This is a genomic window from Citrobacter sp. R-1.5.2 (genome assembly GCF_035064245.1).
In the GTDB taxonomy this organism is placed as follows: Bacteria; Pseudomonadota; Gammaproteobacteria; order Enterobacterales; family Enterobacteriaceae; genus Citrobacter.
This window is the reverse complement of record NZ_JASEYC010000016.1, coordinates 1-26254: the sequence shown is the minus strand read 5'-3', so window position 1 is coordinate 26254 and position 26254 is coordinate 1. Positions and strand designations below refer to the sequence as shown.

Annotated in this window: 28 protein-coding genes and 1 pseudogene; 12 read left to right on the top strand and 17 right to left on the bottom strand. The window is 49.8% G+C overall.

Annotated elements, in window-relative coordinates:
* Positions 1-20: 20 nt before the first annotated feature.
* On the bottom strand, positions 21-1196 hold the full coding sequence (locus QMN38_RS21680; protein WP_000795949.1) for a tyrosine-type recombinase/integrase: 1176 nt from the start codon (positions 1194-1196) through the stop codon (positions 21-23).
* Positions 1197-1365: 169 nt separating this feature from the next.
* Here QMN38_RS21680 and QMN38_RS21675 point away from each other — a divergent pair, with 169 nt between their 5' ends.
* Both QMN38_RS21675 and QMN38_RS21670 read left to right on the top strand, forming a co-directional pair.
* Positions 1366-1578 carry an Hha/YmoA family nucleoid-associated regulatory protein gene (locus tag QMN38_RS21675; protein WP_001285422.1) on the top strand — a complete coding sequence of 71 codons (213 nt, stop codon included), beginning with the start codon at positions 1366-1368 and terminating at the stop codon, positions 1576-1578.
* A gap of 360 nt (positions 1579-1938) precedes the next feature.
* Positions 1939-3021, top strand: coding sequence for a competence protein CoiA family protein (locus QMN38_RS21670; RefSeq protein ID WP_001232447.1), 1083 nt, complete (start codon positions 1939-1941; stop codon positions 3019-3021).
* Positions 3022-3186: 165 nt separating this feature from the next.
* On the opposite strand, the gene QMN38_RS21665 is transcribed toward QMN38_RS21670, so the two are convergent.
* The 13 genes from QMN38_RS21665 to QMN38_RS21605 form a co-directional block, all read right to left on the bottom strand.
* On the bottom strand, positions 3187-4686 hold the full coding sequence (locus QMN38_RS21665) for a helix-hairpin-helix domain-containing protein (protein WP_001284318.1): 1500 nt from the start codon (positions 4684-4686) through the stop codon (positions 3187-3189).
* A 25-nt stretch (positions 4687-4711) separates the two neighbouring features.
* Positions 4712-6349: a PP2C family serine/threonine-protein phosphatase gene (locus tag QMN38_RS21660; RefSeq protein WP_000081060.1), complete on the bottom strand. Its 1638-nt coding sequence runs from the start codon at positions 6347-6349 to the stop codon at positions 4712-4714.
* Positions 6349-7389 carry a TerY-C metal binding domain-containing protein gene (locus QMN38_RS21655; protein WP_001253656.1) on the bottom strand — a complete coding sequence of 347 codons (1041 nt, stop codon included), beginning with the start codon at positions 7387-7389 and terminating at the stop codon, positions 6349-6351. Before QMN38_RS21655 ends, QMN38_RS21660 begins: the two co-directional genes overlap by 1 nt.
* A gap of 84 nt (positions 7390-7473) precedes the next feature.
* The gene (locus QMN38_RS21650; RefSeq protein ID WP_001253658.1) at positions 7474-8112 is read right to left on the bottom strand and encodes a vWA domain-containing protein; all 639 of its coding nucleotides are present in this window, start codon (positions 8110-8112) and stop codon (positions 7474-7476) included.
* Positions 8112-8753: a TerD family protein gene (locus QMN38_RS21645; RefSeq protein WP_000116681.1), complete on the bottom strand. Its 642-nt coding sequence runs from the start codon at positions 8751-8753 to the stop codon at positions 8112-8114. Before QMN38_RS21645 ends, QMN38_RS21650 begins: the two co-directional genes overlap by 1 nt.
* Positions 8754-8775: 22 nt before the next feature.
* The gene (locus QMN38_RS21640; RefSeq protein WP_001253657.1) at positions 8776-9414 is read right to left on the bottom strand and encodes a vWA domain-containing protein; all 639 of its coding nucleotides are present in this window, start codon (positions 9412-9414) and stop codon (positions 8776-8778) included.
* Between the two features lie 462 nt (positions 9415-9876).
* Complete coding sequence (gene terW, locus QMN38_RS21635) at positions 9877-10344, bottom strand: tellurium resistance protein TerW (protein WP_001176767.1); 468 nt, start codon at positions 10342-10344, stop codon at positions 9877-9879.
* 17 nt (positions 10345-10361) lie between these two features.
* Entirely contained in the window at positions 10362-11570 is a 1209-nt protein-coding gene (locus tag QMN38_RS21630; RefSeq protein WP_011152964.1) for a DUF4236 domain-containing protein, read from the bottom strand.
* Positions 11571-11580: 10 nt separating this feature from the next.
* Complete coding sequence (locus QMN38_RS21625) at positions 11581-12537, bottom strand: HpcH/HpaI aldolase/citrate lyase family protein (RefSeq protein ID WP_011152965.1); 957 nt, start codon at positions 12535-12537, stop codon at positions 11581-11583.
* Entirely contained in the window at positions 12537-13616 is a 1080-nt protein-coding gene (locus tag QMN38_RS21620; RefSeq protein WP_001585166.1) for a cysteine protease StiP family protein, read from the bottom strand. The genes QMN38_RS21625 and QMN38_RS21620 overlap by 1 nt, the downstream gene beginning before the upstream one ends.
* A gap of 1 nt (position 13617) precedes the next feature.
* On the bottom strand, positions 13618-14391 hold the full coding sequence (locus QMN38_RS21615; RefSeq protein ID WP_001040058.1) for an HAD family hydrolase: 774 nt from the start codon (positions 14389-14391) through the stop codon (positions 13618-13620).
* Entirely contained in the window at positions 14384-15526 is a 1143-nt protein-coding gene (locus tag QMN38_RS21610; RefSeq protein WP_001280115.1) for a phosphoribosyltransferase domain-containing protein, read from the bottom strand. Before QMN38_RS21610 ends, QMN38_RS21615 begins: the two co-directional genes overlap by 8 nt.
* Positions 15527-15535: 9 nt before the next feature.
* Positions 15536-16594, bottom strand: a complete 1059-nt coding sequence (locus QMN38_RS21605) for an ATP-grasp domain-containing protein (RefSeq protein WP_012695441.1) — start codon at positions 16592-16594, stop codon at positions 15536-15538.
* Between the two features lie 320 nt (positions 16595-16914).
* Between QMN38_RS21605 and QMN38_RS21600 the strand changes: the two genes are divergently transcribed.
* From QMN38_RS21600 to QMN38_RS21565, 8 genes are all read left to right on the top strand, one after another.
* Positions 16915-17496 (top strand): tellurium resistance-associated protein TerZ, encoded by a 582-nt coding sequence (locus tag QMN38_RS21600; RefSeq protein WP_000254137.1) that lies wholly within the window; start codon positions 16915-16917, stop codon positions 17494-17496.
* The gene (locus tag QMN38_RS21595; protein WP_001054786.1) at positions 17496-18653 is read left to right on the top strand and encodes a TerD family protein; all 1158 of its coding nucleotides are present in this window, start codon (positions 17496-17498) and stop codon (positions 18651-18653) included. Before QMN38_RS21600 ends, QMN38_RS21595 begins: the two co-directional genes overlap by 1 nt.
* Before the next feature lie 22 nt (positions 18654-18675).
* Positions 18676-19131, top strand: coding sequence for a tellurite resistance TerB family protein (locus tag QMN38_RS21590; RefSeq protein WP_000007449.1), 456 nt, complete (start codon positions 18676-18678; stop codon positions 19129-19131).
* 22 nt (positions 19132-19153) lie between these two features.
* Positions 19154-20194 carry a tellurium resistance membrane protein TerC gene (terC, locus tag QMN38_RS21585; protein WP_000255079.1) on the top strand — a complete coding sequence of 347 codons (1041 nt, stop codon included), beginning with the start codon at positions 19154-19156 and terminating at the stop codon, positions 20192-20194.
* Positions 20195-20242: 48 nt separating this feature from the next.
* Positions 20243-20821, top strand: a complete 579-nt coding sequence (terD, locus tag QMN38_RS21580) for a tellurium resistance membrane protein TerD (RefSeq protein ID WP_000116680.1) — start codon at positions 20243-20245, stop codon at positions 20819-20821.
* A gap of 68 nt (positions 20822-20889) precedes the next feature.
* Positions 20890-21465: a TerD family protein gene (locus QMN38_RS21575; RefSeq protein WP_000301247.1), complete on the top strand. Its 576-nt coding sequence runs from the start codon at positions 20890-20892 to the stop codon at positions 21463-21465.
* A 428-nt stretch (positions 21466-21893) separates the two neighbouring features.
* Positions 21894-23135, top strand: coding sequence for a vWA domain-containing protein (locus QMN38_RS21570; RefSeq protein ID WP_001053340.1), 1242 nt, complete (start codon positions 21894-21896; stop codon positions 23133-23135).
* 90 nt (positions 23136-23225) lie between these two features.
* Complete coding sequence (locus QMN38_RS21565; RefSeq protein WP_000374058.1) at positions 23226-23681, top strand: hypothetical protein; 456 nt, start codon at positions 23226-23228, stop codon at positions 23679-23681.
* Positions 23682-23921: 240 nt separating this feature from the next.
* Here QMN38_RS21565 and QMN38_RS21560 read toward each other — a convergent pair whose 3' ends face one another.
* Positions 23922-24113, bottom strand: coding sequence for a DUF7706 family protein (locus QMN38_RS21560; RefSeq protein WP_000398479.1), 192 nt, complete (start codon positions 24111-24113; stop codon positions 23922-23924).
* A gap of 91 nt (positions 24114-24204) precedes the next feature.
* A complete protein-coding gene (locus tag QMN38_RS21555; RefSeq protein ID WP_001151572.1) occupies positions 24205-24546 on the bottom strand; it encodes a hypothetical protein in 342 nt (113 codons plus the stop codon).
* A gap of 625 nt (positions 24547-25171) precedes the next feature.
* Between QMN38_RS21555 and QMN38_RS21550 the strand changes: the two are divergent.
* Both QMN38_RS21550 and QMN38_RS21545 read left to right on the top strand, forming a co-directional pair.
* Positions 25172-25392 (top strand): annotated as a pseudogene (locus QMN38_RS21550) (type I restriction-modification system subunit M N-terminal domain-containing protein); the annotation flags it as partial.
* Between the two features lie 140 nt (positions 25393-25532).
* The gene (locus QMN38_RS21545) at positions 25533-25787 is read left to right on the top strand and encodes a hypothetical protein (protein ID WP_000880375.1); all 255 of its coding nucleotides are present in this window, start codon (positions 25533-25535) and stop codon (positions 25785-25787) included.
* 2 nt (positions 25788-25789) lie between these two features.
* Here QMN38_RS21545 and QMN38_RS21540 read toward each other — a convergent pair.
* On the bottom strand, positions 25790-26254 hold a 465-nt coding region (locus QMN38_RS21540; protein WP_274597327.1), incomplete at its 5' end, for a 3'-5' exonuclease.

The following is a 26254-nucleotide window of genomic DNA, read 5'->3' as shown; positions in this document are numbered from 1 at the left end:
GTTATGCGCCCGTGAGGGCGCTATTCATCAAAGGCATTTCGCATAAGCTTGATCATGGCTTTTTTACCAGCTTCAATATTGCGAATGTAGCGCATAACCATTTCTTCATTCGACCAGTTCCCCATTTCCATAATCTGTGGTAGCGAGTAACCTTCAATATCCAGCTGTATCGCACCGCCTACACGAACGCTGTGCCCTGTCCAGTAACGGGTTTTAGTCTCATTTGGATAAAGCTCATTCCACATTTCTTTAAATGCCCGTAAAAGGGAATTTTTGCTGAGCATACCGGCATCGTCCACAGTGTCTTCCTCATCTTCATCGTTCAGAAGACTTTGTTTAGCACGGTAGGGCAGGTTATGCCGTTTAAGAAGCTCAGATAGCTCATTCCCTTTACTCCGAAGCTTCCAGCCGGGTGGCATATAGCCTGTATCATGGAAATTTACGGCCTGGAAAAGGTATTCATCTGGATGACTGTGCTGATCCATTTTCACAAGGTTCATCAATCTCAAGAGGCAGTTAGTTAACTGACGTGTCAGCCGGTAGGTAAGAAGTGTACTGATGTTCGTTTTTGTACGGTATACCGTCAGGTTAAATTCACCGGTCATACTATCCAGAGACAGATCTTTCAGACGTATACGGCGAATTTCGGATGAACGGAGCAGTGTTTCAAAGCCTGTCCAGATCAGGCACAGGTCACGAAGCTTACGAACTGAGTTTGTAGTACTGCGTAACTTTATCAGAGCCTTGAGATCGCCAATAAGAAAGGGAGTTGCCTGTTTAGTCGTCTTTCGCTTCCGGGCTTCCGATTGTTTTAAGGCTTCCAGCATGTACCATGCTTCAGACGTAATAATCCCGGGCAGGTTAAGCCCTTTTTTATGGATACTGTTTAAGGCCTGAAGACAGCTGTTTATGCTGCTTCGTGACAATTTGCCTTCAAGATGCCCCATAAACGCCAGCAGAGCTTCCTCAGACACGGGGAGCGAACTTACTGGCCAGTCTGTATGCAACCGGGCATTCGCCTGATACCATTCGTTCCATACTCGTAGCCAGTGCAGATAGGTTTTAGCTGTGTTGTATCTCAGATGGGAAAAGTAACGGATCAAGCGTGAAAGCTGTTTATCATGGTTGCCGAACGTTTCCAGCTGCTGATGCAATTCGCTTTCCGAAAACTGTCTGATCACTGATTGATTCTTCATCCTGCTCACCGGGATACACTGGTTTTATTTACAGTCATTTTAGCACTCATGTACCTGGTTATGAACAGGGTGGAAACAACGAAAAAGGTTGTGAAATCGTTAGGCTTAAGTGAAAAATGATATTAAGATTATCCCTGGCCAGTTGAGGCCTGTCTAAAGAAGGTTGATTATGTCTGACACAAAGCAGTCTTATTTAATGAAATTCCGTAAGTGTAGTTCGTTCGAAACGCTCGAAAAAGTATTTGAAAGGTTATGTGAAAAAAACTCGGGTGTCGCCTCTCTTGAAATTTCTGGTGCTTATGATCATCGTAAAGCTGAACTGACAATGAAAAAGTTATATGACAAAGTTCCTGCGAGTGTGTGGACCTTTGTTCGCGAGTAATTATTGATATTGGCACAACAAAAAGACTGTGTCTGGATTTGAAAATAGTTTATGCCCCTTTCGGGGCTAAAGGCACTGTAATAGCCTGTCTTTTTAACTTTCTTATTAAGTTCGGAGAAAGACTTTAATCATAAGCCAAGCCCACTGCTAAATACATCCGATATTCTCCTTAATTTTAGAAGTTGTGATAAAAGTTACTTTACCTAAACTTCTCTCTCCATATTTGTAAGGCTCTCATTTGATTCTTGTCAAACATTAATCTGGAAAACTAAAAAATCATTTCTTTTAATTCGTTTTACAGAAATCCTCCTCCGTTATTTCGGATATAGTTTGAATAATTATCAAAAACGGGGTGCAGCCATGCGTAAGAGTTACACATTTGGTATTCCATTTGGACTCCAGAGAGAATCAGGACTCTTTTTAGATATTACAGAGGTCAGCCGGGGTATCGACTGTAACTGCATCTGCCCCGCTTGCAAAACTGATCTGTTAGCAAAGCAGGGGGAGGTCAAGCTTTGGCATTTCTCACACAGTACTGCTGTAGCCGGTGACTGTGATGGTCTGATGGAAGCCATCCGGGGAAAAATTATTGAAGTCATCAACGAGCACCAGGTTCTTGGTTTCCCAAATCTTCTCGCTGGCGACGATGGTGGGCCGGTTTCACTGAATGAGGTTATTGGAAGCGGCAGTATGTTCGGAGGCACAGCTGATCTGTTCGTAAAGGTTAATGATTTATGTGTGGCCGTCTTTCTGGACAGGGATCGTAGCATTTCTGCGAAGTTAACCTTTGACCACCTTCATCCTTCCGAAAGAGTTGCCGCATTGCGTATCGATCTTCCAGATATTGAATATGAAATCAGTCAGGTGCAGCTCGGGCGACGTAAAACAACATACAGTGAGTGCATTGAAAGCCTGATCATTGATGAGACCAGTTCCCGGGAATGGCTATATCATCCATTAATGCATGAACTTGAATCTGAACCTCTTCAGGAGTATCGGGGACGGGAGCCTTCAGAGGAAGGGCCTCTTCTTCAGCGCCTTGCTGACTGTAAGATGAAATTGCCTGATATCCTTCCGGGCAGTCATAACGCGTTAGTCAGGTTACAGCAGGATACGATTGTATGTCTGTGTCGGTTAACGGTTCGGGCTTATGACATCGCTCAGACCGATGAATTTCCTTTGTTCCTTCGCTATTTCAGGTTGCACTGCCTGGAAAACAGCGAACATGTCAGTTACGAAAGACTGATCTGCTGGCAGGAAATGATTTCAAAAACCCAGGAAGGCCAGTCCTTGACACAAAACGAACTTGAATATCTTCATGAGATTGTCCGCATCGCCTTATACAATCACCGGCTTAACAATGTCAGTATTTCAGATGTTAAAAACCATGACACAGGAAAGGAGAGCGGCAGGGTAGAGCCACAAAACTATTCACTCTTATAAATAAATTGGGCTTTGCGCATTAAACCCTTGCCGCAGGAGGTGTACCGCATATCCGGCACAGACAGTCAGTTTTTCTGGCAGCTTAAATTTGACACAGCTTAATATAGTGATTCATTAAACAGGTTCAGTATGCTGCCAGAACGTTTTAGTCGTTATGGGCGTCCGTTAGTTTTCTACTAACTGAACGACGACCAGCCTGCCGCCTTCCTCCTTTGACAGAACAAACTGAGCGTTATTCGTCAGTTCAATTTTTTCCCCAATGGCAATCTGTCGTTTATCCGGTAATGACATAAGCCCATTTATGCCTTCATTTACTAACCACCACTGATCGTTATGGAAAACAAAATACCCAACTCGTTTCCTTTGCAAATCGGTTGTACGCTCATTTGGCGCAATGAGGCGATTCACATGCCACGCATAGATTGACTGCCCGCTCCACACCATCAACCGGTGGTCGTCAGGACGATAACTGCCTTCCTTTCGGGAAGAATATAAATTTAGAACCGGTAATTTACCCTTGTATGGCGTACCGCAGTAGGGACAAACCGGCTTTGTCTTACCCGAGAAAACGTACCATTTCTGTTCACACGCCTTGTTCTGGCAGGGCTGTATCAGATCGACTGTTTTAACCAGGGCGCTTTCCCACTCATCGGCGGTCGGGCGTTTAGTGGCATCGTGTAAGCCATCTATAAAGGCGCGCTCAAACAAAGGTGTCAGATAAGGGCCCATGATGGTGTAAGGAATTTTCTCCGGGTCAGCCCAGGGCAGTGAAAAGGACGATAGCTGACTGACTTTGACTGCATTGCTTTTGTCTGTCGGATGTTCAATGAAGAGTGCCTTCTCACCCATAGATAAGGTCTCATCACGTACTTCATCCGACATGTCATGTATTTTTCCGCCACGTAGCGGATGACGGAAGAACAGATACATGTAGATAAGCACCGACAGCGCATGACGGTCAGTAGTAATGCTTGGCAATACGCGGTTCGGATCCTCTTTGGAAAGATGACTGGTTTTCACCACTTCCGGAGCGATAAAATCCGGGGTGCCCACCACGTCGGGAGGATACTTTCCAGGGACAACCAGGCCGTCTACGTCAATGATGCAGGCATGTCCCATTTCTGGATCGATAAGCACGTTTTTATAGCTTAGATCGCTGTGACAGAGACCTGCCGCATGCATCCTTCTGACGGCTCTTGTCAGCAGCAGACAGACCTTGAGATAGGTAAGCGTATTGCCTCGTTCACGTGGGTCGAGAAATTTGTTCTGGTTGCTGGCGCTGGCAAACCATTTGCCTTCCTTTTCACGACCTTTTATGCCAAGAAAATCATCGTTTTTAGAGCCGTATTTAAAGAAAAAGTAGCTTTTGTAGGTTGGAACCACGATGCCGATTTTATGCCCATGCTCAACAACATGGGTCGGCCAGCAAAACAGGTCCTTCCAGTATTCACCTCCGGACTGGCCAAAAATGTTTTGCCTGTAGCGTCCGGTGATCATATCAATCCGATCCCGGGCCTGCTCGTTCTGCGGTTTATGATAAAAAGCGACGACGTATGATTTATCAGGCGAAAAGTAAACATCCTTCATCGAGCCCGAACCAATTACCTCGTCAACATACTGGACTGTTTCGCCGTCCTTTGTTTTGCACGTAACGATATTTGCCATATTGATCACCGAAAAAGCGTATCCCTTACCACAACACCGCAATAGTGCGGTCATCATGGTTCCCTGTGGAGAAAAAGTTAAGCCAGTCGCCTAACCTCTCAGGCGCAATACTGGCGTCTGTAAGGACAGGGTTGAGCTCATCAACGAGACGGGTCCATTTTTCGTCACTGCGAAGCCCATTATCCGTCTCAAACAGAGGGTCTGAGACGCCGTCTGTCATGAGGATCAAGTGAGATACATCATTCCATTTACCCACGCTGATGCGGCCGCTAAACGAGGGGTCTGCGATAATGCTCTGGTCAAGGAAACGGGTTTGTCCTGCGTATTCTCCGCTATCGGGATTTCCCAGTATCCTGACTTTACCGGAAGGGCTGTATGCACCTATCGCACCATCACCAAGCCAGAATGCAGTCGCAAACAGCTCGTTATCAGTTCGTAGCGCTACAGTTGCCAGAAGGGTTGTTGAATAGGATTTCACAGGTTGTTCTGCACAAATGGCTTCGTTCTGGATACTGTTGACCGCGAGCGTAGCTGCCTGTTTAAAATGATGAAGCATGGCGTTTATTGTTGCCTGCTGATCGCTCCCTTCCCACGCCGTGATGTGCTGCTTTAAATGGACGCCTTTCACACCACTGAGCTGATTTAAAAGGTAATCGCCAGCCGTTTTGACTGCAATCCGGGAGCCTTCCCGGGAATTTACCGCACTACCGGCTCCGTCTGCGACCAGCATGACAGACCATCCTGTTTCCTGGCAGTGGTTGATGTAGAAGTCGTCATCTCTGAAGCTTCCGGCATGCTCATGAGAGCGTCCCCGGCGACTGGCGGCAGCAATACGTATATCACCCCTGACCAGGCCAGCAGCGTCCAGATGGGACTTAGGGTAGGGAGCGTCTGCTGGTGGCTCTACCACCTTCCACAGGCTTCTCGGATCGGGATTGATTATAAATAGCTGTTTTGTTTCACATTCGTCGTGCGACGTGCATGACCAGATTACTGAAAGCTCTATATCGCCGCTTTCGGTGGGAGTACCTGTCAGCAACTCCTGTTCTTTGTCAAAAGACAGGCCAATGTTCCGGGGAAAGACAACGTCCCTGACAGTAGCCTGCTGGCCCTCACCCAGAACGATAGCAACCGGCGAAGAGAAACGTTCGCCTGCGCGGGCGTTGGGGATCGTTATTTTAGCTCTCGGGGGAACGGCAGGTGGCACAGCTAAGCTGGCCCGCTGCTGGCCTGTCGGTATCTGCCCGGGTTTTAATACCAGGGAAGACAGGTTTTCGTCTTCCCTCTGTGCTGGTTTATCAAATTCGTAATAAGGCATCAGCTTCCAGAACGGAGGATGAGGCTCATTTTCTGGCAGGGGTTGCAGTGCTGATGTATCGGTAGCGTCAATGCCCGGGTTATCAGCAACACTTACGACCGTTTGTTGCTGATCGGAAAGACTGGATGCTGACGAGGCGGCAATCTCTGCGTCGTTATCACCTTCGCTAACCCGCGCAGATAAACCCTGTGCAAGGCTCTCAATCCGCTCTTTAAGCCGCATAATTTCTTCGGTAAGGGATGGGTCCTGCGATAGAAGTAAAAGCCGCTCACCTTCAACAGGGTGGCCCAGCTCAGACAGAACTAAGCGGATAATCTTCTCTTCAAGTAAAGCATTTTGCGACATCAACCTCTCCCTCTGTTTACGTCGAAGTTAGTGTTTCCGCCATCATTGCTGAATGACAGGCCTGTTTCACACCACGGGCAGATCACGTCATCCGGGCCGTCAATACACAGCAACTTTCCGCATGAGCACAGGGCAAACGCACTGGCATTACCGCAGTGGGGGCAACCCGGTACGCCATGCAGTTCGCTGGTATTTACCTGCAAACCGGTAGCGGTGGCATCTGACCACGCAAAATAGTCCTCATCGATGGGATAGCATCCGGCAATATTAAAGCTGTTCAGGTTCAGACTGAAATCGAGCCCGGAAACCCTTGCTGGTGGCCGTTCATACTTCATCAGGTACGGACGACGGGTCTTGCTGCAACGGCCGGTAAGCGTAACGCAGTTTTCGTCGTACGCTTTTACTGGCTCGTCCTTGGCCAGCCGGACTATGTATTCAGTCTGGCTGAGCTCAGGTTGTTTGTCGTCCCCGACGCTGCGGCTGTGCGCCGTAACCGAGGCCGTGATCCATTTGATGAAGCGGGTAAAGTCCCCTTCCTGAGATTCGGTGAACAGCATGACATTCTCTGTCAGTTGCCGCAGGATATTCAGGTCCGCTGACGGCCCCAGGCCAACGGCAATGAGATTCACTTTACTCGCGTAGTGATCCTTCCAGCGCTTCACTTCTGCGGTTGTGTCGTCAGTCGGACGTCCGTCGGTAAGGAGATACACGACGGGTTTCCAGTCGCCTTTAGCCTCATGAGTGGTTTTTCTGACCTGGGTATCAATTTGCACGGTCAGCTCACGCAATGCAGCTCCAAGGCTCGTACCGCCGCCAACGGGAAGGCGGGGAGGGTAGAACGAGGCAATTTCGTGAAGAGGTACAATCGTACGGGCTACACCGGCAAATGCGATTACCGAGACCCAGGCTGTTTCAAGTGCGTGTGGATCCTTTCTTAAATCTCCGACGATCATTTGCAGACCATCAGTCATTTTTTTCAGGTTTTCACCAATCATGGACTCTGAACAGTCCAGGACAAAAAACACGGGAAGGCGTCTCATAATTTTCCTCGTACGGCTGGTACGGCCAGCAGAAAACGTTGCTGTACAGAAAGGTGCTGCCCGGAAACAGCACCTTTCTGTCTGTCAGAGCACCAGCTGGATTTCTGGTGGAGGAGGGGGAAGGGTATCAGTTCCGTTATTAATCCCCGCGCTTGTGCTGCCGGAAGACACGCTGGCCGATACCCATTTAAAGAAACCTGCAAACGCGGTTGAATCTAGCGTCTCCAGAGACACAACCTTATCGGTGAGCTGTTTTAAGTGCTCATGGCCTGCTTTAGGACCAACGGCGCAGGCAATGATGGATCCGAATCCCCGGCCGCGAATCGCTTTTACCGCTTCACCGTACGCCAGGGCATCAGAAGGGGTTCCATCAGTCATCAGGAATACCAGAGGACGCCAGTCTCCTTTGGTATCACCATCTGAGCGACGTACATCCCGTTCAACACACTGCATCAGACATTCAAGGGCAGCACCGGTGAACGTCCCGCCTGCGCTTGGCACAACGATGTCAGAAAACTGGAAGTCTTCCAGCGGCGTGAGAGGAATGAACTCACGCGCCTCATTGTCATAGGTGATAATGGAGATATGAACGCTTTCGAGGGCGTAGGGATCCTGGCGAAGAGCGCTAAGCATCGCCTGAATTCCAACGTTAACGGAATGGATTGACTCACCGCGCATCGAGCCGGATGTGTCGATAACAAGGTAAACAGGCAGGCGGCGCATCACATGTAATTCCTCAGGTGCGAGACAAACGAATCTGATTCTGAAGGCTCACCAATTGCCCTGAGTTTCCAGCCTGTAGCCTCGCGTATCAGCTCGGCAAAGACCATGGAGCGCTGGCTGGCGAAGGCGGGTCCGCCAGAAAGATCGAATCGTGCCATTTCAATATTACGGGCATCTACTGCCCGGATGAAGGCATTCTGAACTTTACCAAAGTGCTGCTGGAGCTTTTCACCATTGTAGATCTGAACGATGAACACAATTTTCTCGTACTGAGCGTCAAGGGAATTCAGGCGCACAATAATTTGCTCATCGTCACCGTCACCGGCTCCGGTTCGGTTATCGCCCGTCAGCCAGATATTGCCTGACTTATGGCGAAGGCTGTTGAAAAAGATGATATCGCCATTCACAAGCGTTGGTTTACCATTTTCCACATTGCCGAGATCGGTCACCTTTCCGGCTGAATTACACAGGAAAGCGATCACATCAAGGTCGTATTCTTCTTCTTTTTTACCAAAGATCCCGCCGAGAAAACCTTTCTTTTCCTCATTAATATCCCAACCGAGGCCGATAGTAACGGACGAGAGATCGTATTCATTTTTTTTCAGGCTTACGCCCTGGCCTTTGCTCAGACTGACAGACATGATATCCCCTTAATCAATAAAATTATAAGACCACATTTACTTCTGGCGGCGGCGGTGGCAGGTCTTCAAGACCGATCACTTCTTTTTTGCTGGACTCCACTTTCTGACTGCCTACCGAAATGCTCGCACTGACCCATTTAAAGAAAGCTTTAATCGTCGAACTGTCAGCTGTATCGAGCTGAACCACGATTTCAGTGATTTCTTTGAGGACGCTGGTATCGGCATCATGCCCGGCTGCACATGCCACAACAACGCCGGTTCTGGCCGCTTTAAAGTCATTCAGGCCTTTACGCCAGTCATCATTCGGACTTCCATCCGTCATCAGGAATACAAGGGGACGCCAGTCACCTTTAGTGTCAGCCGTCGTTTTCTGTACTTCTTTGGCAATGGAGCTGGCCGTGAGGGAAAGCGCTTCGCCAAGAGACGTGGTGCCGCTGGCTGTTAGTGCTGGCATCTGGAAACTCAGGAGGTCTGTCAGGGGGACTGCCTGTCGGGCTGAAGAATCAAAGGTGATCACTGACACGTGAGCCGTTTCGAGTGCATACGGATCCTGTTTCAGCGTGGTAAGCAGCGTCTGAACGCCATTTTTAACCGCTTCGATAGGCTCTCCGTGCATAGAGCCGGACGTGTCGAGTAGCAGATATACGGGTAAGCGTCTCAAATGTAATTCCTTCTTAAGAGATCGGAAGAGGAGAGTAGTTTCAGGAAGAGGCCAGGGTTTGTTGATTTGATAAAACGGCACGACATCTGTCGGGTGGAGATTAAATACTCAGAAGCGGCATTAAAGAAATAAGTTAACCACCATAGAATTACCGACATGTGAATGGCCTCTTATCAACAGAAAAATAATTCAGACCGGACTGGAATATAAGATTTCTGAAAAAACTCGGACAAATAAACTGTCTTATGTATGAAATTCATCATACATCACAGATCTGCATGAATGGAGTGTAAAACGCCCAAAGATTGATGTGTAGCACAAGAGGATGTCAAGACACCAGGTTTTGTAGTCAGTAAGGCGCTGCTGGCATTGCGGGAGGAGAATAGATCAAAACTACGTCACGCCAATACAGAGGTAAAATATGACAAAACCGGGGTTTTCACCCCGGTCTGAGATTTAGCGTCAGGACTTTTTAGCGCTGTATTCTTTTATCAGTTCGTCAACGGAGTGCAGAGCCAGCTTCTCTACCGCTTCACTTCGGGTCGAGCCACTCAGCGCAGCCAGACGGTCAATTTTTCTTAAGATCCGCATGCGTAGCGATAAGGACACGGCTGTTTTTTTATCCTTATCGAGTACGACCTTCCCTGTAGACTCACCGGTTTTCAGTTCAGCATTCTGTGCGAGCGCTTCATTCATCCGGCGAAGGGTCTTTTTATCCAGCTGGCCCGGATTAACGAGATGGTAGGAATGACCTGCCTTGCTGTATTTGATCTCCGCAGAATATGACTCGCGTAGCTCTTTGAGGGCCCGGGTTAATGTCGGCTCTGAGCATTCCAGACTGGTTATAATGTCGGCAGCGGAAACGGGCTTGCCGGTGCCCAGTAAGTTGGCAAGCTTAAAAATCCGGGCCTGTCTGGTATTTAATTGCATCGTAAGATTTAGCCTGCTTAAAGGGTTAGTGGTTCAATAGGCTGAAAAATGAAGGTACTGCTCATCTTTCGAATAACCGGGTGATCGCCTAACGCTTCAACCGGATCAATGTGTTCTATGCCTGCAAAATTTACTGACGACATCTGGCTGCGAGTGCATTTGCAGGACAGGATATACTCATCCTCCAGATAGCCGGTCCGCTTACTGACCCGTTGCGTAAAGCCTGACACAATCACGTTGTCGAAAGGTAGCGTATGTAAAACGATACCGACCAGGCGGAACAAGCAGCCATGGACGTGGCGGGCATAGTTTTCGCGTACGGCTTTTTGCGTCATGGCTTTTTCCGTCAGCTCCGTGCCCCGGGCATTAACGCCGTAAATCTTATCAGGGAAATCTTCAATCTCAGCTAAATCAACGTCCAGCAGGACTGCTGATAGCTCCGGCTTTACTTCAAATGCAACAATCGTTTCACGCGGCCATTCAGTTTCTGCCAGCACACCCGCCAGGTATGATTCGAAAAACGCGGCGTCTGTCCGGAACTGCTGCCGGGCATCTGCCTGAGCCGTGGCGAGCCGTTTTTCATGTTCTTCTGCTTCAAACTTCCAGTTTGCATACTGTTCGGCCCAGGCCGTCCGTTGTTGCTGGTACCGGTGCTGTCGAAGGGTATTCTCACGCTCCACATCAATCAGCTCCTGCTGCCACCGGCGAAGATTTTCGGCGTGGCGCTCAGCTTTAGCTGATTCCGATTCAAACCATTTACCCAGAAAACTAATGCCTTCGCTCTCGGCAGGCTTTTCCGGCAATGCAAGGTAGTCTGGCTTTTCTGGACGCACCGGTGCCGGAACCTGAAAAGGCGACGTTCTGTTATGCAGGTATACTGCTTCCAGCTCTGCCCAGCTGATGCCTGTTTTTGGATCCGGCGTCAGCTCGTGAATATTACGGATTGCGGTTACCGCTGACATGAGTTCAGCGGCTTCCTGCTCAAGCGCCTGTCTGAGCCCCGGGTCGGTTGCCGTCCGGTTTCCACCTCCGGAACGCGCGGCCCGGTCAAGCCGGGTACGGTAACTCAGCCCGGTACCGGGCAAGCCCAGATTGGCATAGGTCCCCCGGCTACCAAAAGAAACGGAAGCACCTCTCGGCCCGACACTCAGGCTCGGTGCACCGTTACTCAGGTTGAGGCGAACGCCAGGAATAATGTTGATCGACTTTCTGAACCTGAACCCCATTATGATTTCCTTAATGATGCTGGGTCACGGTAAGTAATCTGATTCCATCAGCGCTTTGCTCGTTCTGTAACCCATAAAAACGAGCTCTGTCCAGAATGCCAGCCGCCCAGCGGCGATGTGTGGCGGGTTCACACATTGCTCCCTGCGACTTAAACACGGCCTGGGTAGAGTTCAGGATCCGCAGAGCGTCAGAATACTCACCCTGAGTGACCATCAGCGCGTTTTGAATGACCTCTATCTGACCCGGGTGAATGGCCGTTTTCCCAACAAGCCCATGTGCCATATCAAGAGCCAGCTCTCTGGCCATAACGGCATGATCGTCAATATGCTCACATACGGGCGCGGTCAGGGCAAAATCACGCGGGCCGAAGACTGAAACGAGCATTTTGATGACGTAGCCCATCGGGCTGTCATACAGCGTCAGGTCCCGGGGGCGGCGAAGCGACACAACGTTCATAAGATCGTTGCCGCCGATTCGAAGCGCAATAATGCGGTCGTGGCAGGGATGTTCCACCAGGCGAGTGGCCAGCTCGCGCATCTGAACCACGTCAAAGACGTCTTCTGTTTCCAGCGTTGGCATCATGCACAGGTGAGTCCCGCCCATGATATCCCACCATTCAGCTAACGAACTGAGGGTAAATTTCGGCAACACAAACCCATCGACAGCGGAAAGATCATAATGCGCTTTTAACCATCTGCCCATTTCGGCATGCCGAGGGCGAATGAACACCAGAGGCCAGTCATTTTTACCCAGGCTACGCATGCTGTTACTGAGCTCGTGCAGCAGGTGCTCCAGATTTTTGAGGGCGATGGGGATGTCTGCTTCACTGACAGCATCCTCCAGGCAAATCACCAGAGAGCGCAAACCCGGGATTTTCCCGTGCAGGACGGCATCAGCAATATCTTCCCGTGTTGCAGGCATGTATAGCGTGGCTCCCAGATTCCAGGGAGAAAGACGATTTTTCATCAGAGTACCTTCTTGATAATGGTTACAGCCCGATACTGGCCGAGGGTTCCCCCCATTTCTGTAACAACTATTCCCTTTTCACGAGCAAGCCCTACAAGCAAGGCAACGTCCGGGTCGTCAATAGAACGCACAAATACATGGTCCGGTACCCGACGTAATACAGCCCGGGTTGCTTCAGCAATACCGGGTTTAATACGATTGACGCTGTCCACTTTAAATTCATCGGCCAGGAACGCGATAACGTCGCGACTTGTCTGCCATAAGACCCGGGCTGACTCCATATTCCAGCTCAGGGTAGCGAGGGATGACGGGGTTAACTTCTTACGGAAATGGGCGACGGTATCGACAAGCATCCGGCTGCATTCGAATTCACTGAGATGCTCGCAAACCATGCACCCATGTAATCCTTCAGAGGACCATACTGACCGGGAGATCAGGCCTGATACCGGCGCACCCATGATGCCAAAAGGAATGAGCCAGTCATCATCACTGGCTGCAAGCCAGGAGCAGCCACAGGGATCGGCCAGGACAACCAGTCGCGGCTGCTCAGGATAGCCCGGGCGATCTTTCAGTGCGCGTACAAGCTCTCCGGTAATTGCGCCTTTACCTGTCCATCCGTCAACAAAGACAATACCGCTGGTACCATGGCGCTCTTCAATGACGTCGAGGGCTGCACCGTCAATTCCACGATCCCGGATAATGCTGATACCGTAATGCCATGAGGTTTTCCCCATGTCACGCAGGGCCTGGTGCAGCATAACGCCGAGCGGCACGCCAGCTCTGACGAGACTGGCCAGTACAATGGGCTCATCACCGAAGCGTTCGGCCAGAGCAATAGCGAGCTGTGTGACTTCTTTTGCAAGTCTCTCTGCGCCCCGATCCAGCGCCCGGTGAAACAAATCAAGATGCCATTGTGTTGGCGCTGGCTCCTGACTGAGCATGTCCGAATAATGTTTCTTCCCTGACTGAATCAGCTCTTCTTTTTGCTCAACCGGCGTCATCTCAATGACTACCGGCTTTAGCAGAAATTCCACGTCACCGGGCTGGTATGAGCCGGTAAATGTGTCATGTGGCTGCATTTTAATTTTCTCCAAAAATTCGCTGTGAAATGGCATCTGCAAACTGACTCTGACGCGGGATGCCAAACCAGCTGCACAGTTTCATAAAACGATGATCGCTCAGGCTGTCGCCCAGACCAATTACGGGGAAGACTCCGCGTTCAGCCCGAAGTTTTTCAAGAAGCCATCTGACTGCCAGCCCTTTCTCAACCGCGGTGGGAAGCCAGGCCACGTTATTACTGTTGCGGTGGATGTAGAAGCCCTCGGTCGGAAACACCGTTTCTATCTCATCTGCAATGGCATTGAGCTCGTCAAGGCGGGTGCTGTCGCGGTGCTTCATCACCATATAAACCGCCGTTTCACCGTATTCGAAGTTCAGCCTTGCCCAGGCATTGATCCCTTTTGCGTCCATCATTTCAGTGATCAGACGCTGCATCGATGTCAGCTTTTCCTGATAGGGAGCCAGCTGGCCGAGCATATGGGCCTTCCACTCCTCGTCGGGTTTGCCTTCTGGCGTGAGAATGACGGCCCCGTGAGTGGTGATTGCCCAGGAGTGGAAAGGGATCCGTACGCGGCTGATTTCTTCAGTTCCCCGTGCGGTAACGGGTATGAGTTCAGCCTGCTCCAGGAGCCAGTCCACCAACATGGACTGTTCTTCCGTCATAAAGCTTCGTGGATTCAGGGTGCGATCAACGGCACCGGTACGGAATGGCTCCAGGGCCAGCTCGTCCACCATTTTACGACGGGTCTGAAAGAGCGTGTCGTCAAGGTCGCTCAGAACAACGGGTTTATTCATAGGTAACAATCTCCACGACGGCCGCAACCTCAGCCAGCGCTTTAAGAAGCTGCGTGTCAATACTTTCTGCGGGTGTCTCAGTACACACAAGAATGCGGTCAAACTGCTGGTGGGCGACGTTATAGACAAAATTGGGGATGCCCAGCCCGTAGTTATCCGTAAAGGAAATGGCGGACTCAATGGCATAACCAACGGCGATAGGGGAGCGGGTGGTCGATCCATAAAATGCCTGTGCTCCGGCAGCTTCGAGCCGTTCAGCAAGCAGGAACGGCTCCCAGACGAATTCCCCGGTCCCGAGAACCAGAATACGTTCCCCCTTGTGGACGGAGACCTCATGGCCGAGATCGGCCGCAGGTGCGAGCATCCCCAGTCGGCCCCAGGACTGTTTTCCCTGGATGTCCCATTCTCCTCGTGAAGTTACGTTGACTTTCGGCATGTCCGGGACAGGTGCATCAGGTAATGGGGTCCATCCCCACTTACCGCTTACAAGAGAAACCGAAGTGACTGGTAAGGTGCTGCGCTCGGACAAGGCTTTGCCACTCCAGTCGGTAAGCGTAACGGCTATAACCTGTTCAATATGTTGAAGCTTGCCGGTATTACGCAGGGCTGAAAGCAGGTTAATAAAGGTATTACCGGTGGTTGCCTCGTCATCAATCAAAACCAGCGTTCGTGCGTTGGTAACACGACGTCTTTTCTCTTCATCATCTGGCAGATAGATCAGATGATCGGTGGCGTGGCTGTGTTCTTCCTTGAACTCGCAAAGCAACGTGCCATCAACCGGGTGACGGGTAGAGGTCAGATAGACAGATTCAGGATGCTGGTGGCGCACTTCATCAAATACACCGGCCCCAAGCCCAACGGCGGTTTCAGCCATACCGATAAACAGTACGGGTCCTGTCAGTGTCGAGGGGAACTGGCTGGCAAGCTGTCTGTAGGCCTGCCGCATGACTGAGGGTGGCACGGGAATGTGCCTGCCGAGTACTTTGCTGACAAACAGAAAGGCGCGTTTCGGGTTACGTCTTTCAGCGATGTCAAACAGGTCATCGAGCGAAACTTCACCCTGGTCGCGGGTTACCTGAATCGTACCGCATGAGAGGGTACGGCGATAAATCATATCTTCGAGGATATCAGACATAAATACGCCTTAATTCAGAAGGTTAGAGAGTGATTCCGGGTATGCAATTACATCCGTAATGGATCTCACCGCAACCGGAGAAAAGGTGTTTTTAGCGCTCTGGCGCACCATATCTTCAGACATCAGACCGAGCTTAAAGGCAGCAAATAACCCAGGAAGGTTCACCCCGCTGTGAAGGGTATAACCCACCCCCCCTGACGGACGCATGTTGGTTTCAAGCAGCACCGGGTTGCCATTCACATCGTTTCGCGTCTGAACATTCACCAGCCCGTCGGCCTTCATAACCCTGGCGCAGTCACACGCCAGTTCCCAGGCGCTTCCTTCGTTTACCAGATACTGGATAACCCCTTCCTTACGGCGTCCCACGGCTGCGAGTATTTCGCCCTTATCCGCGAGGATATCGACGGAAAATTCCGGGCCTGGCAGGTACGGCATCAAAACAAGGGGTTTAAACGACTCAGCAGCTGATGCTGCTGCAATATACTGTTGCGGACTGACCAGACGATGTTCGGGATGATTAAAGACGGCCATAGGCGAAGCACTGTCATCAAAGCGCCAGAATCCCATGCCATAGATACCCGTCACCGGCTTCACGCATACCGGGCTGTCAGTGAACGGCGGGGCCGCGAGGTGTGTTTTTAATTCTGCCAGCGTATTCACCCGCCAGGATGGTACGACCGGGAGACCCTTTTGCTCCATAAACTGAGCAAAAGTAACTTTTTCGTCAGCCAGAGTTAACCAGTCGACGCCCGTTGCACCGGTAGTAAGGGTGGCACCGGTCGATTCAATGGCTGAACGGTGTTCTTCAAACCACTGGCTGTTACGGCCAGTATGAATATGGTGGATGCCGTAGGACTGAATGGTTTCCTGGATAAACTGAAGACGTTTTTGAGGATCTTCAGGTTCAGTCAAAGAATAGTCGGCAACGGAAAGGATTTCATTTCTTTCGTTACGGTGGGAGGCAAAAACGGTAATGGCAAAATTATTTTTTTTTGCAAATGATTTTACCCCCTGAATAATATCTCGCTGGGAGGATAAACCTTCCATAAACCAAATTTTCTTGTTCATTTTTTTTAATTATCCGGAACGCCATGCAAATTTATGATTGAGAAGTGAGTCTATGAGTGTCTAAGCTACATGTCAATCATAATATGATTTATAACTCCTGTGGTTATGGAGTGCGTCAGGTTTTTTGGATTCCTGATAACACATTGATATTTAAATTAAACTTAGAAAATTAACACCCTGAAAAGGATTTCTTTTTGTGTTTTTACAGAAAACTACCAAAATTTCCCTTGTCAGAGAACTTCATCATGATATGATTTTCTTCGTCAGTTACTAAATATACCTTTGATTGTCTCGGTCATTACCATTTTAAGGAATAAAACATGGTTTCATTAGTTAAGAACCAGACGGTATCACTCAGCAAAGAATCATCTGCATTAAGCCAGCTTCATTTCGGTCTCGGTTGGGATCCGGTTAAGAAAAAAGGTCTTCTTGGAGGATTGTTTGGAGGCAACGACTCAATCGATCTCGATGCTGGCTGCGTATTAATGGACAGCACCGGTAAAACAATTGACACCATCTGGTTCCGCAAACTGGAATCCACCTGCGGCGCTGTTGTGCACAGTGGCGATAACCTGACCGGTGAAGGTGACGGTGACGATGAGGTGATTAATGTCAACCTCTCCCGACTGCCTGCAAACGTTGAATACCTGGCGTTTACGGTAAACAGCTTCCGTGGTCAGTCGTTCAATGACGTCGAAAACGCGTTCTGCCGCGTTGTCGATCAAACCGGCAAAGAGCTGGCTCGCTACAAGCTGACTGAGCAGGGCTCACATACCGGGATCGTCATTTCTTCGCTGCGCCGTAATAACGGCAACTGGGACTTTACCGCCCTTGGCCATGCCTGTCGCGGCCGCACAATTGACGATATGCACTCCGATATCGTTTCAGCGGTTATTCGCTAATGAACCTGACGCCGGGGGGCAATGCCCCCGTTCCAGCCCAGGAGTTGCGGGTCCGGATCACCTCGGGCGGCCAGGTGGATGCTTCGGCGTTTCGCCTGTATGCCGACGGGAAGGTGCAGGGTGATGCGGACATGGTGTTTTATGGTCAGCCACGTAACGATGATGGTACCGTCAGCCTGGTCAGTGAAGGCCAGTACTCAACCTTTACTGTCGCGCTCAACCGGCTGAAACCTGATGTCCAGAAAATTGCGTTCACCGTGACCTGTGACGGTGGGCAGACGGTGTCCGGTCTTCGTAATCTTTCCATCGACGTGGAGCAAGGGGCTACCGGCCTGGTTAGCGGCAGTGTCGAACTGAGCGGCCGTCAGGAAGCAGCCTTAATTCTGGGTGAATTTTACCGTCGTAATAATGACTGGAAATTCCGCTTCGTTGCGCAGGGGTTCAACGGTGGACTTAAACCGCTGGCAGAGCATTTCGGCGTAAATATTGCCGACGAACCGGCTCCCGCAGCCCCGACTCCTCCGGTTGTAACCCCTCCGCCAGTTGAGACAAAAATCAGCCTGAGCAAGGTATCGCTGACAAAAGAGAAGCCTGCAATCAGCCTGACCAAACGGGATAACTTCGGTGAAATCCGGATCAACCTGAACTGGCACCGGGGCAGCGGCAAATCAGGCTTTGCAGGCATGTTCGGCTCCAAAGGAATCGACCTGGATCTGGGGGCCTTTGTTGAGCTTCAGGACGGGTATAAATCGGTCATTCAGGCGCTCGGTAATGCATTCGGTGATTATCGCGATGAACCGTATGTTCAGCTCAAGGGCGATGACCGGACGGGTGATGTATCAGACGGCGAGTGGCTGCATATCAATGGACGTGAATGGAAGCATATCCGCGAAGTGCTGATTTACGCCTTTATTTATGAAGGTGTTCCCAGCTGGGACAAGACTGATGGTGTGGTCACCATTCATGTGCCGGATCAACCGCCCATTGAGACCCGCCTGACCGAAGGTGAAAACCGTCGCACATTGTGCGCCATTGCCAGACTCGTAAACGAAAACGGCGCAATTAAAGTCGAGCGAATTAACCAGTACTTCAAAGGCCAGGACGAAATGGACCGGGCATTTGGCTGGGGATTTCGCTGGAGCGCCGGTTCTAAATAACACAGCAACAAAGGAAACAGGTATGAGCTTTTTCGACAAAGTTAAAGGTGCCATTAACTCAGGCCGTGACGAACTGACCCGCCAGGTTGGCCGTTTCAAAAACAAAAAATTCATGCAGGGCACCGTTGCTGTATGTGCCCGTATTGCCGTATCGAGTGACGGCGTAAGTTCGGAAGAAAAGCAGAAAATGATGGGCTTTCTGCGCTCTTCAGAAGAGCTGAAGGTCTTCGATACCAATGAGGTGATTGAGTTCTTCAATAAACTGGTTTCAAGCTTCGATTTCGATGTTGAAATCGGCAAGGGCGAAACCATGAAATACATCCTGGCGCTGAAAGATCAGCCTGAGGCCGCTCAGCTGGCCTTACGTGTTGGTATTGCCGTTGCGAAAAGTGACGGTAACTTCGATCAGGACGAGAAACTGGCCTCCCGCGAGATCGCTATCGCGTTGGGCTTCGACCCGGCTGAATTTGGCCTCTGATCCACATCCCTAAGGGTAAAATATGGTTTCCACACACATCGGCTTCCCGACTGAAACGGTCATTGTTTTTATTGCGCTTTCAGTCGGTGCCATCTTTATTGACCTGTTTATGCACCGTGATGACAAGCCTATTTCGCTGAAGAGTGCGGCGCTCTGGTCCGTATTCTGGGTTGTGGTTGCGATGGCATTTGCCGGTTTCCTCTATATCCACCACGGTGCTGAGGTTGCCAGTCTGTTTGTCACGGGTTATGCGCTGGAGAAAGTGCTGTCGGTCGATAACCTGTTCGTCATGATGGCCATCTTCTCCTGGTTCGCCGTTCCGGATCGTTATCGCCACCGTGTTCTCTACTGGGGGATCATTGGTGCCATTGTCTTCAGGGGCATCTTTGTCGCCATCGGTACGAGCCTGCTGAGTCTGGGGCCGTATGTTGAAGTTGTCTTCGCTATTATCGTTGCCTGGACAGCGGTCATGATGCTTAAAAGCGGTGATGACGATGATGAAATTGAGGATTACTCCCAGCATCTGGCTTACCGCATGGTTAAACGCTTCTTCCCTATCTGGCCGAAGCTCAGAGGGCATGCCTTCCTGCTTAACCAGAAGGAAGTGGATGCTGAACTGGCGAAACCAGAAAACAGCGATGTCACCATTGGCCGTGGTAAAAAAGCGGCGCTGTATGCGACCCCGCTGTTCCTGTGTGTGGCTGTGGTTGAACTCTCGGACGTAATGTTCGCGTTTGACTCGGTACCGGCAATCATTGCCGTCAGTCGTGAACCGCTTATCGTCTATAGTGCCATGATGTTTGCTATCCTGGGCCTGCGTACTCTGTACTTTGTCCTTGAGGCACTGAAACAGTACCTGGTTCATCTGGAGAAGGCCGTTATCGTGCTGCTGTTCTTCATCGCGGCAAAACTCGGCCTGAATGCGACCGATCACATCTGGCATCATGGTTACAGCATCGCGGCAACAACCAGCCTGTATGTTGTACTGGGTGTACTGGCGCTGGGCATTCTCGCAAGCGTCATGTTCCCGGGCAAACCTGAATCTGAGGAAAAGGGGAGTTAATCCCCTTAAGTGTTAACCTGAACAATTACTAATCGAAGAGGTTATTTTATGAGTGTTTCTCTTTCCAAAGGCGGGAACGTCTCCCTAAGTAAAGCAGCTCCGTCAATGAAAAACGTCCTGGTGGGCCTTGGCTGGGATGCGCGTTCAACAGACGGTCAGGACTTTGACCTGGATGCTTCAGCATTCCTGCTGGCCTCAAACGGCAAAGTGCGCGGCGATTCAGATTTCATCTTCTATAACAACCTGACGTCATCCGACGGTTCCGTAACGCACACCGGCGATAACCGCACCGGTGAGGGCGATGGTGATGATGAATCGCTGAAAATTAAACTGGACGCCGTCCCGTCTGAAGTTGACAAGATCATCTTCGTTGTGACCATCCACGATGCTCAGGCTCGTCGCCAGAGCTTTGGTCAGGTATCCGGTGCGTTTATTCGTCTGGTTAATGACGATAACCAGACTGAAGTTGCTCGCTACGATCTGACCGAAGATGCGTCCACTGAGACTGCCATGCTGTTCGGCGAGCTGTATCGCCACAATGGTGAGTGGAAATTCCGCGCAGTAGGTCAGGGTTATGCTGGTGGTCTGGCATCTGTATGTGCTCAGTACGGCATTAACGCGTCCTGATCAAAAAGTAACTTTTCTACCCGGGGCTGTTAATGCAGCCCTCATTCAACTGTTTGCAGGAGCTAAAAATGGCAGTTTCTCTCGTAAAAGGCGGCAATGTATCTCTGACCAAAGAAGCACCAACCATGAATGTTGCTATGGTTGGCCTAGGCTGGGATGCCCGTGTAACCGATGGTCAGGGTTTTGACCTGGACGCTTCCGTGTTCGCAGTAGGCGAAGACGGTAAAGTGTTGTCAGATGCGCATTTCATTTTCTTCAATAACAAAACCAGCCCTGATGGCGCGGTAGAGCACCAGGGCGACAACCGTACCGGTGAAGGCGACGGCGACGATGAGCAGGTCAAAATCGATCTGACCAAAGTCTCAGCAGATATCAAAAAACTGGTGTTTGCCGTTACCATCTATGATGCAGAAGCGCGTAAACAAAACTTCGGCATGGTGAGCAACAGCTTCATGCGCGTTTACAACAACGACAACGGCACGGAAATTGCCCGTTTCGATCTGTCTGAAGATGCCTCAACCGAAACCGCTATGGTCTTCGGTGAACTGTATCGTCATGGCGCTGAGTGGAAGTTTAAAGCTGTCGGTCAGGGCTTTGCCGGTGGCCTGGCGGCTCTTGCCTCCCAGCACGGCGTTAACATCTAAAATAACGCTGAATCATACCCCGGCAATGCCGGGGTTTTTTTTGGTTGCGATCCGCTATCAGGAGGGGGGGGGCAGAAAGGGTTCGGGAATCTCAGAAAGCAGAGAGATGTTAATTCTGACGTGAGCCTTTTAAAGGCAGGAAACGGATTTTTCTCTGGTTGCTGGTTAAAGCCTGTATTCCGTGCCTTATATCAACAGCATGCCCCTCTGATATATGTTACGTTTGCGACTTATGAAGGCACGGGTTCTGGAAGATAAAATACCCGACCAATGGAAATTCCAATTCAACAGGTATAGAAACTTCAACGTGATGAAATATGGTGTCACACCATATATACGCCTCACCAGAAATCCAGCGTCCTGAACTAAGCCAGGGGAACCTATATAAACGCTGCGCTTTAAAATAATCAAAAATCAGGAGAGTTAATGTGAATCTACAATCCGGACAAAACATACCACTTCAGCAATCTGCGATCAGGCTGAATCTTCAGTACCCTACCAAATCCGGCTTTAAAGGCGAACCCGATACCTGCCTGTTCCTGCTTAATGCTCAGGGAAAGGTCAGCGGCGATTCTGACTTTATCTTTTACAATAATCTGTCTTCTCCTGAAGGGGCAGTAAAGCTCGTTACCGGTTCTCAGCAGTCCAGCATTGAGATAGCACTGGATCGTGTTCCTGCGAACATCAGTAAAATTGCAATCACAGTTGTCATTGATGGTGAAGATACCATCAGTGGGCTCAGTTCGTTGAGCATGCAGGCTCAAGGAATCGCTGAGTTCCAGGCTGAGACTCAGGGCCGCAGTGAGAAAGCAATTATCCTGGGTGAAGTATATCGGCACAATGGCGCCTGGAAGCTTCGTGCGCTCGGGCAGGGTTTCAACGGTGGTCTTGAGCCTCTGGCCATTAGCTATGGCGTTGATGTCGCACAGCCAGCTCCGCAGCCAGCAAAGCCTGCTCGTATCAGTCTGGAAAAGAAACTGGAAACCAGATCTCCGCGCCTTGTAAGCCTCGCTAAAAAAGCCTCGGTCAGTCTTACTAAAAATAAACTGGACACCCTTGAGGCAGCGGTTGCATTTGTACTTGACGCATCCGGCTCAATGAGTGGCCAGTTCAGTAAGGGTAACGTTCAGTCTGTGCTGGACCGCATCGCCGTTCTTGCCGCCCAGTTCGACGACGACGGTGAAATGGATGTCTGGGGATTTGGAGAGAAGCATAAGAAGTATCCAAACGTCACACTGGACAACCTGGACACATATATTCAGTCCATTCGCGGGGCTGGAAAGCGTTCAGCCTGGGAGAACCTGCCGGGCCTCGGAGGGACAAACAACGAGCCTCCTGTGATGGAAGAAATAGTCGACTACTTTAAGGACTCGAAAATCCCGGTGTATGTTGTATTTATTACCGATGGCGGGATCAGCAAGACCCGGGCGATTAAAGATGCAATCCGGCGTTCTGCCAACTACCCCATCTTCTGGAAGTTTGTCGGCCTGGGTGGTTCAAGCTACGGTATCCTCAAAAATCTGGATGACTTTACTGACCGCCGGGTTGATAACACCCACTTCTTTGCCATGGATGATTTCGGTTCGATTAGCGATGAAAAGTTATATGATAATCTACTGGAAGAATTCAGACCGTGGATCGATGAAACAAAAAGGTTAGGCATCCTTTAATACGCACAGTTTGAGCTTGGTTGAATGAGCTCTACAGCAGCTTAATACTGTAGAGCCTTTGTTCATTGGAAATCGTACAGGGAGGCGCATATGGACCGCATCAAGTACCTGAAATGGATAGCTGAAGAATCACCAAGTACGGCTCAGCAGCTGGTGGCCTGGTTAAACAGAGCAAGGCACTATACGCCCGACATGAAAGAGCATCAGGCAGGTGTACAGATTCAAGAAAAGGGGATTGTTGTAGGGCTTAGACAAAGTACTAATCGTTATCATGGAGATTGTCTGACCATACATGTGGTACGGCTTCCGGAAGAAATACAAAACAAGGGATGGTTTAAGTCTTTTCTGAAGCTTTGCTGTGAATCGAATCCCTGGTGCGATGTTGTAATAGAAGACGTGAAAAACCCATATTTATTAAGCTTTTGTAAGAAACTAAACTTTACTGTATTAGATGAATTTTACCCGAATACTTACATAGTAAACACAGATGCCATTATGAGTTTACCTATCCCACCCTTAGGGAGATACGAAACCTATCTTTATTAAACCTGCGAACCTTTACCGGTTGCGTGGGGAGCGGATGGACTTCGGCTAAAGAAAAATCACATCGTCTATTTTGACCAGAAAAAGCTAATCTGCTTGATGTAATGCAGAAACGCATTACATTAATATCTTCTCCCAACAATCACCTGAACAATTCCCTGATTGCTTTTCACCTCATACCAGTGCTGGCTCATAGTTAGTCCTTAAGCAAATTTGTTATCGGAATAAAGAACGAAGCCAGCCTCATCGAGGCGCATAACCTTCTTCCCTTAACGCCTGTTGTAATTTTTCAATTGCGCTTTTCATTACCCAGGCTTCTTCGTCACTCACAGCACAGCCACGAAGATCGCTCCAGCTCAGACGTTTAACTAATTGAGCAAGGGCCATAGTTTCATTCTCATCAAGCTGCAAACTCAGTGTCTCAATACCTTCCACTATCTAACCTCCCTTATACTGAAAAATGGCGCTTTATTTCTGACCAGATGCCGAAGCCTTGAATGCGGCCGGAACTGCCGTTGTTTCTACTTTACAGAAATGGAATTAAAAAGTGGTGGTGCTGGGCACGTTTCTTTTCCAGTCGGGGTTTAAGCCAGAGCCGAAACTCATTCAACTTCTCAGCAGCCAAAACCGCTTCAACGGGGAAAACTTTATATTTACCCTGCTGCTGAGGTTCACCCAACCATCGCCTGATGGCTCCGTCAGTCCATAAACGAGTCTCTTTGAGCCTGGTTACAGTGACCCATTTCCTGGACCATTCATCAAATTGTCGCTGGCGATCCCGATAACGTTGTTCTTCCTGCTGACGAAGCCAGTCGCGATCAACAGCGAATTTTCGGTATCCAACAAAGAGCCCTTGTACTTTGGCCATGACAACATTCCGGTTTGCTTAGAACTGTTCAGACAGACATGTCAGGGATAAAGCTGAAGAAAAAGGTACAACGAAGAATAACCAAGACATAGGCCTGCCGGGTAAGTGGTGCGGTGCACAGGACTGTCGGAAAGTACGCTCAGAGAGGGTCGTTTAAGCATGATGCACCACCGCCAGCCAGCCTTAATAATGGTAATGTACCACTGGGTTACCAGACAGACCAGTAACGCATCAAACATAAAACTGTTTTTTAAAAAACGTCAGGAACGTAGCCTGACCTTTTAACCAGTGGTGTAAAAAACATACAGATTGCTCTGAGGTATGAGGTTCAGCAACTAGCCTTGTCGACGCAGAAACATTAAGTAATCAATAGCAGCTATCGCAAACAATGGTGAAAACCACCACGTGCTTTTCAACAAGCCAAGCGGCAGAAAGAGTACAGTTGCCATCGAATAAACAAAAACACGAACCATACCATCTGTAATAAACATAGGCTATTTGCAATCTGAGGTTGGATTGTAGATTTTAGTTAGAAATGGATCAAAGTCCGTTTTGTGCAAAACTTGGTTGACAACCCTCTTTTGGAAGATGTGCCGTTTCGTGCAAAAGTTGGTTGGAGGCCAAGATGGCAGAGTTCGTAGGTTCGGCTGCTTCGCAAGCTGATTTCATTTGGAAGAACGCGGAAGACCTGTGGGGGGGGATTTCAAGCATACCGACTTCGGCAAGATCATTTTGCCGTTTACTCTGCTGCGTCGATTGGAGTGCGCACTGGAGTCTACACGGGAAGCATCGCTCGATAGCCAACCAGCCACGATTGAGTTCTTAGAAGCAGAGTTCAGTGTTGATTTCGATGCGCTGCTATCTTGACCGCCAATCAGACCCGCATGGTTCAGGTTTGTGTATGAGAGTCCCCAAATGGCTGTAGTTCTAACCAAAGCCTTGATTGAAGCCGGCCGCGCCGGAAATAGTGGGTACAGAAAAGGCAGTTGCTTGCGCTGGGCGTAAGTTACCCGCCGAAAAGCGGCTGGATCGAACGACTGATCGGCACTGAGGTATCTGACGAGCAGTACGAACGCTTTCTGGGGCACAGCACGAGCAAGCAGGCTGAACAGATCCTACGCGGAGAGCAGCCAGCCAAGGGGCTTCAGTATGCAAAGCGAGCGAAGAAGCTCGCTTCTGAAAGAAAAGCCACAATTGATCTGGATAACGAGCACCTGTCTGAAATCGAAAAGTATCGGTAGCCCTAGACTTTTAGCCGCTGAAGATCTCTTAGATACCATTGGTGAAACTTGCTGAAGTCAGCCTTCTGTTTCTCTACCGTGCTGTTATAGATCGCATCACTGGTAACCGCACAAGCAGTCCAGCCAGCCTCATAGACGAAGCGAGTAGCTATCGGTGACTTCTTCGGGGTGCTATCCCAGCGGTTTTTGAGCCACCGCGCAAGCCCTTCATCAAGAGGGACCACCAGATTTAGCTGCTGTTTTGTGCGAGTGATACCGACATAAAACAGCCGACGTTCCTCCTCGATTTCCTCTTCGGCCGGAGGGGTGTTCATCGATGTGCGAACGCTGTAAACATCATCGGGTTTGCCGCCAGGAAATTCCTGCTCATTCAGCCCGATCAGGGGTCGTCTCAGAAAACGGAATCTATGGTCACTCCCGTTTTTGCAACACCGATTTTGACGACAAGTTGGCTTGCTTGAATCTAT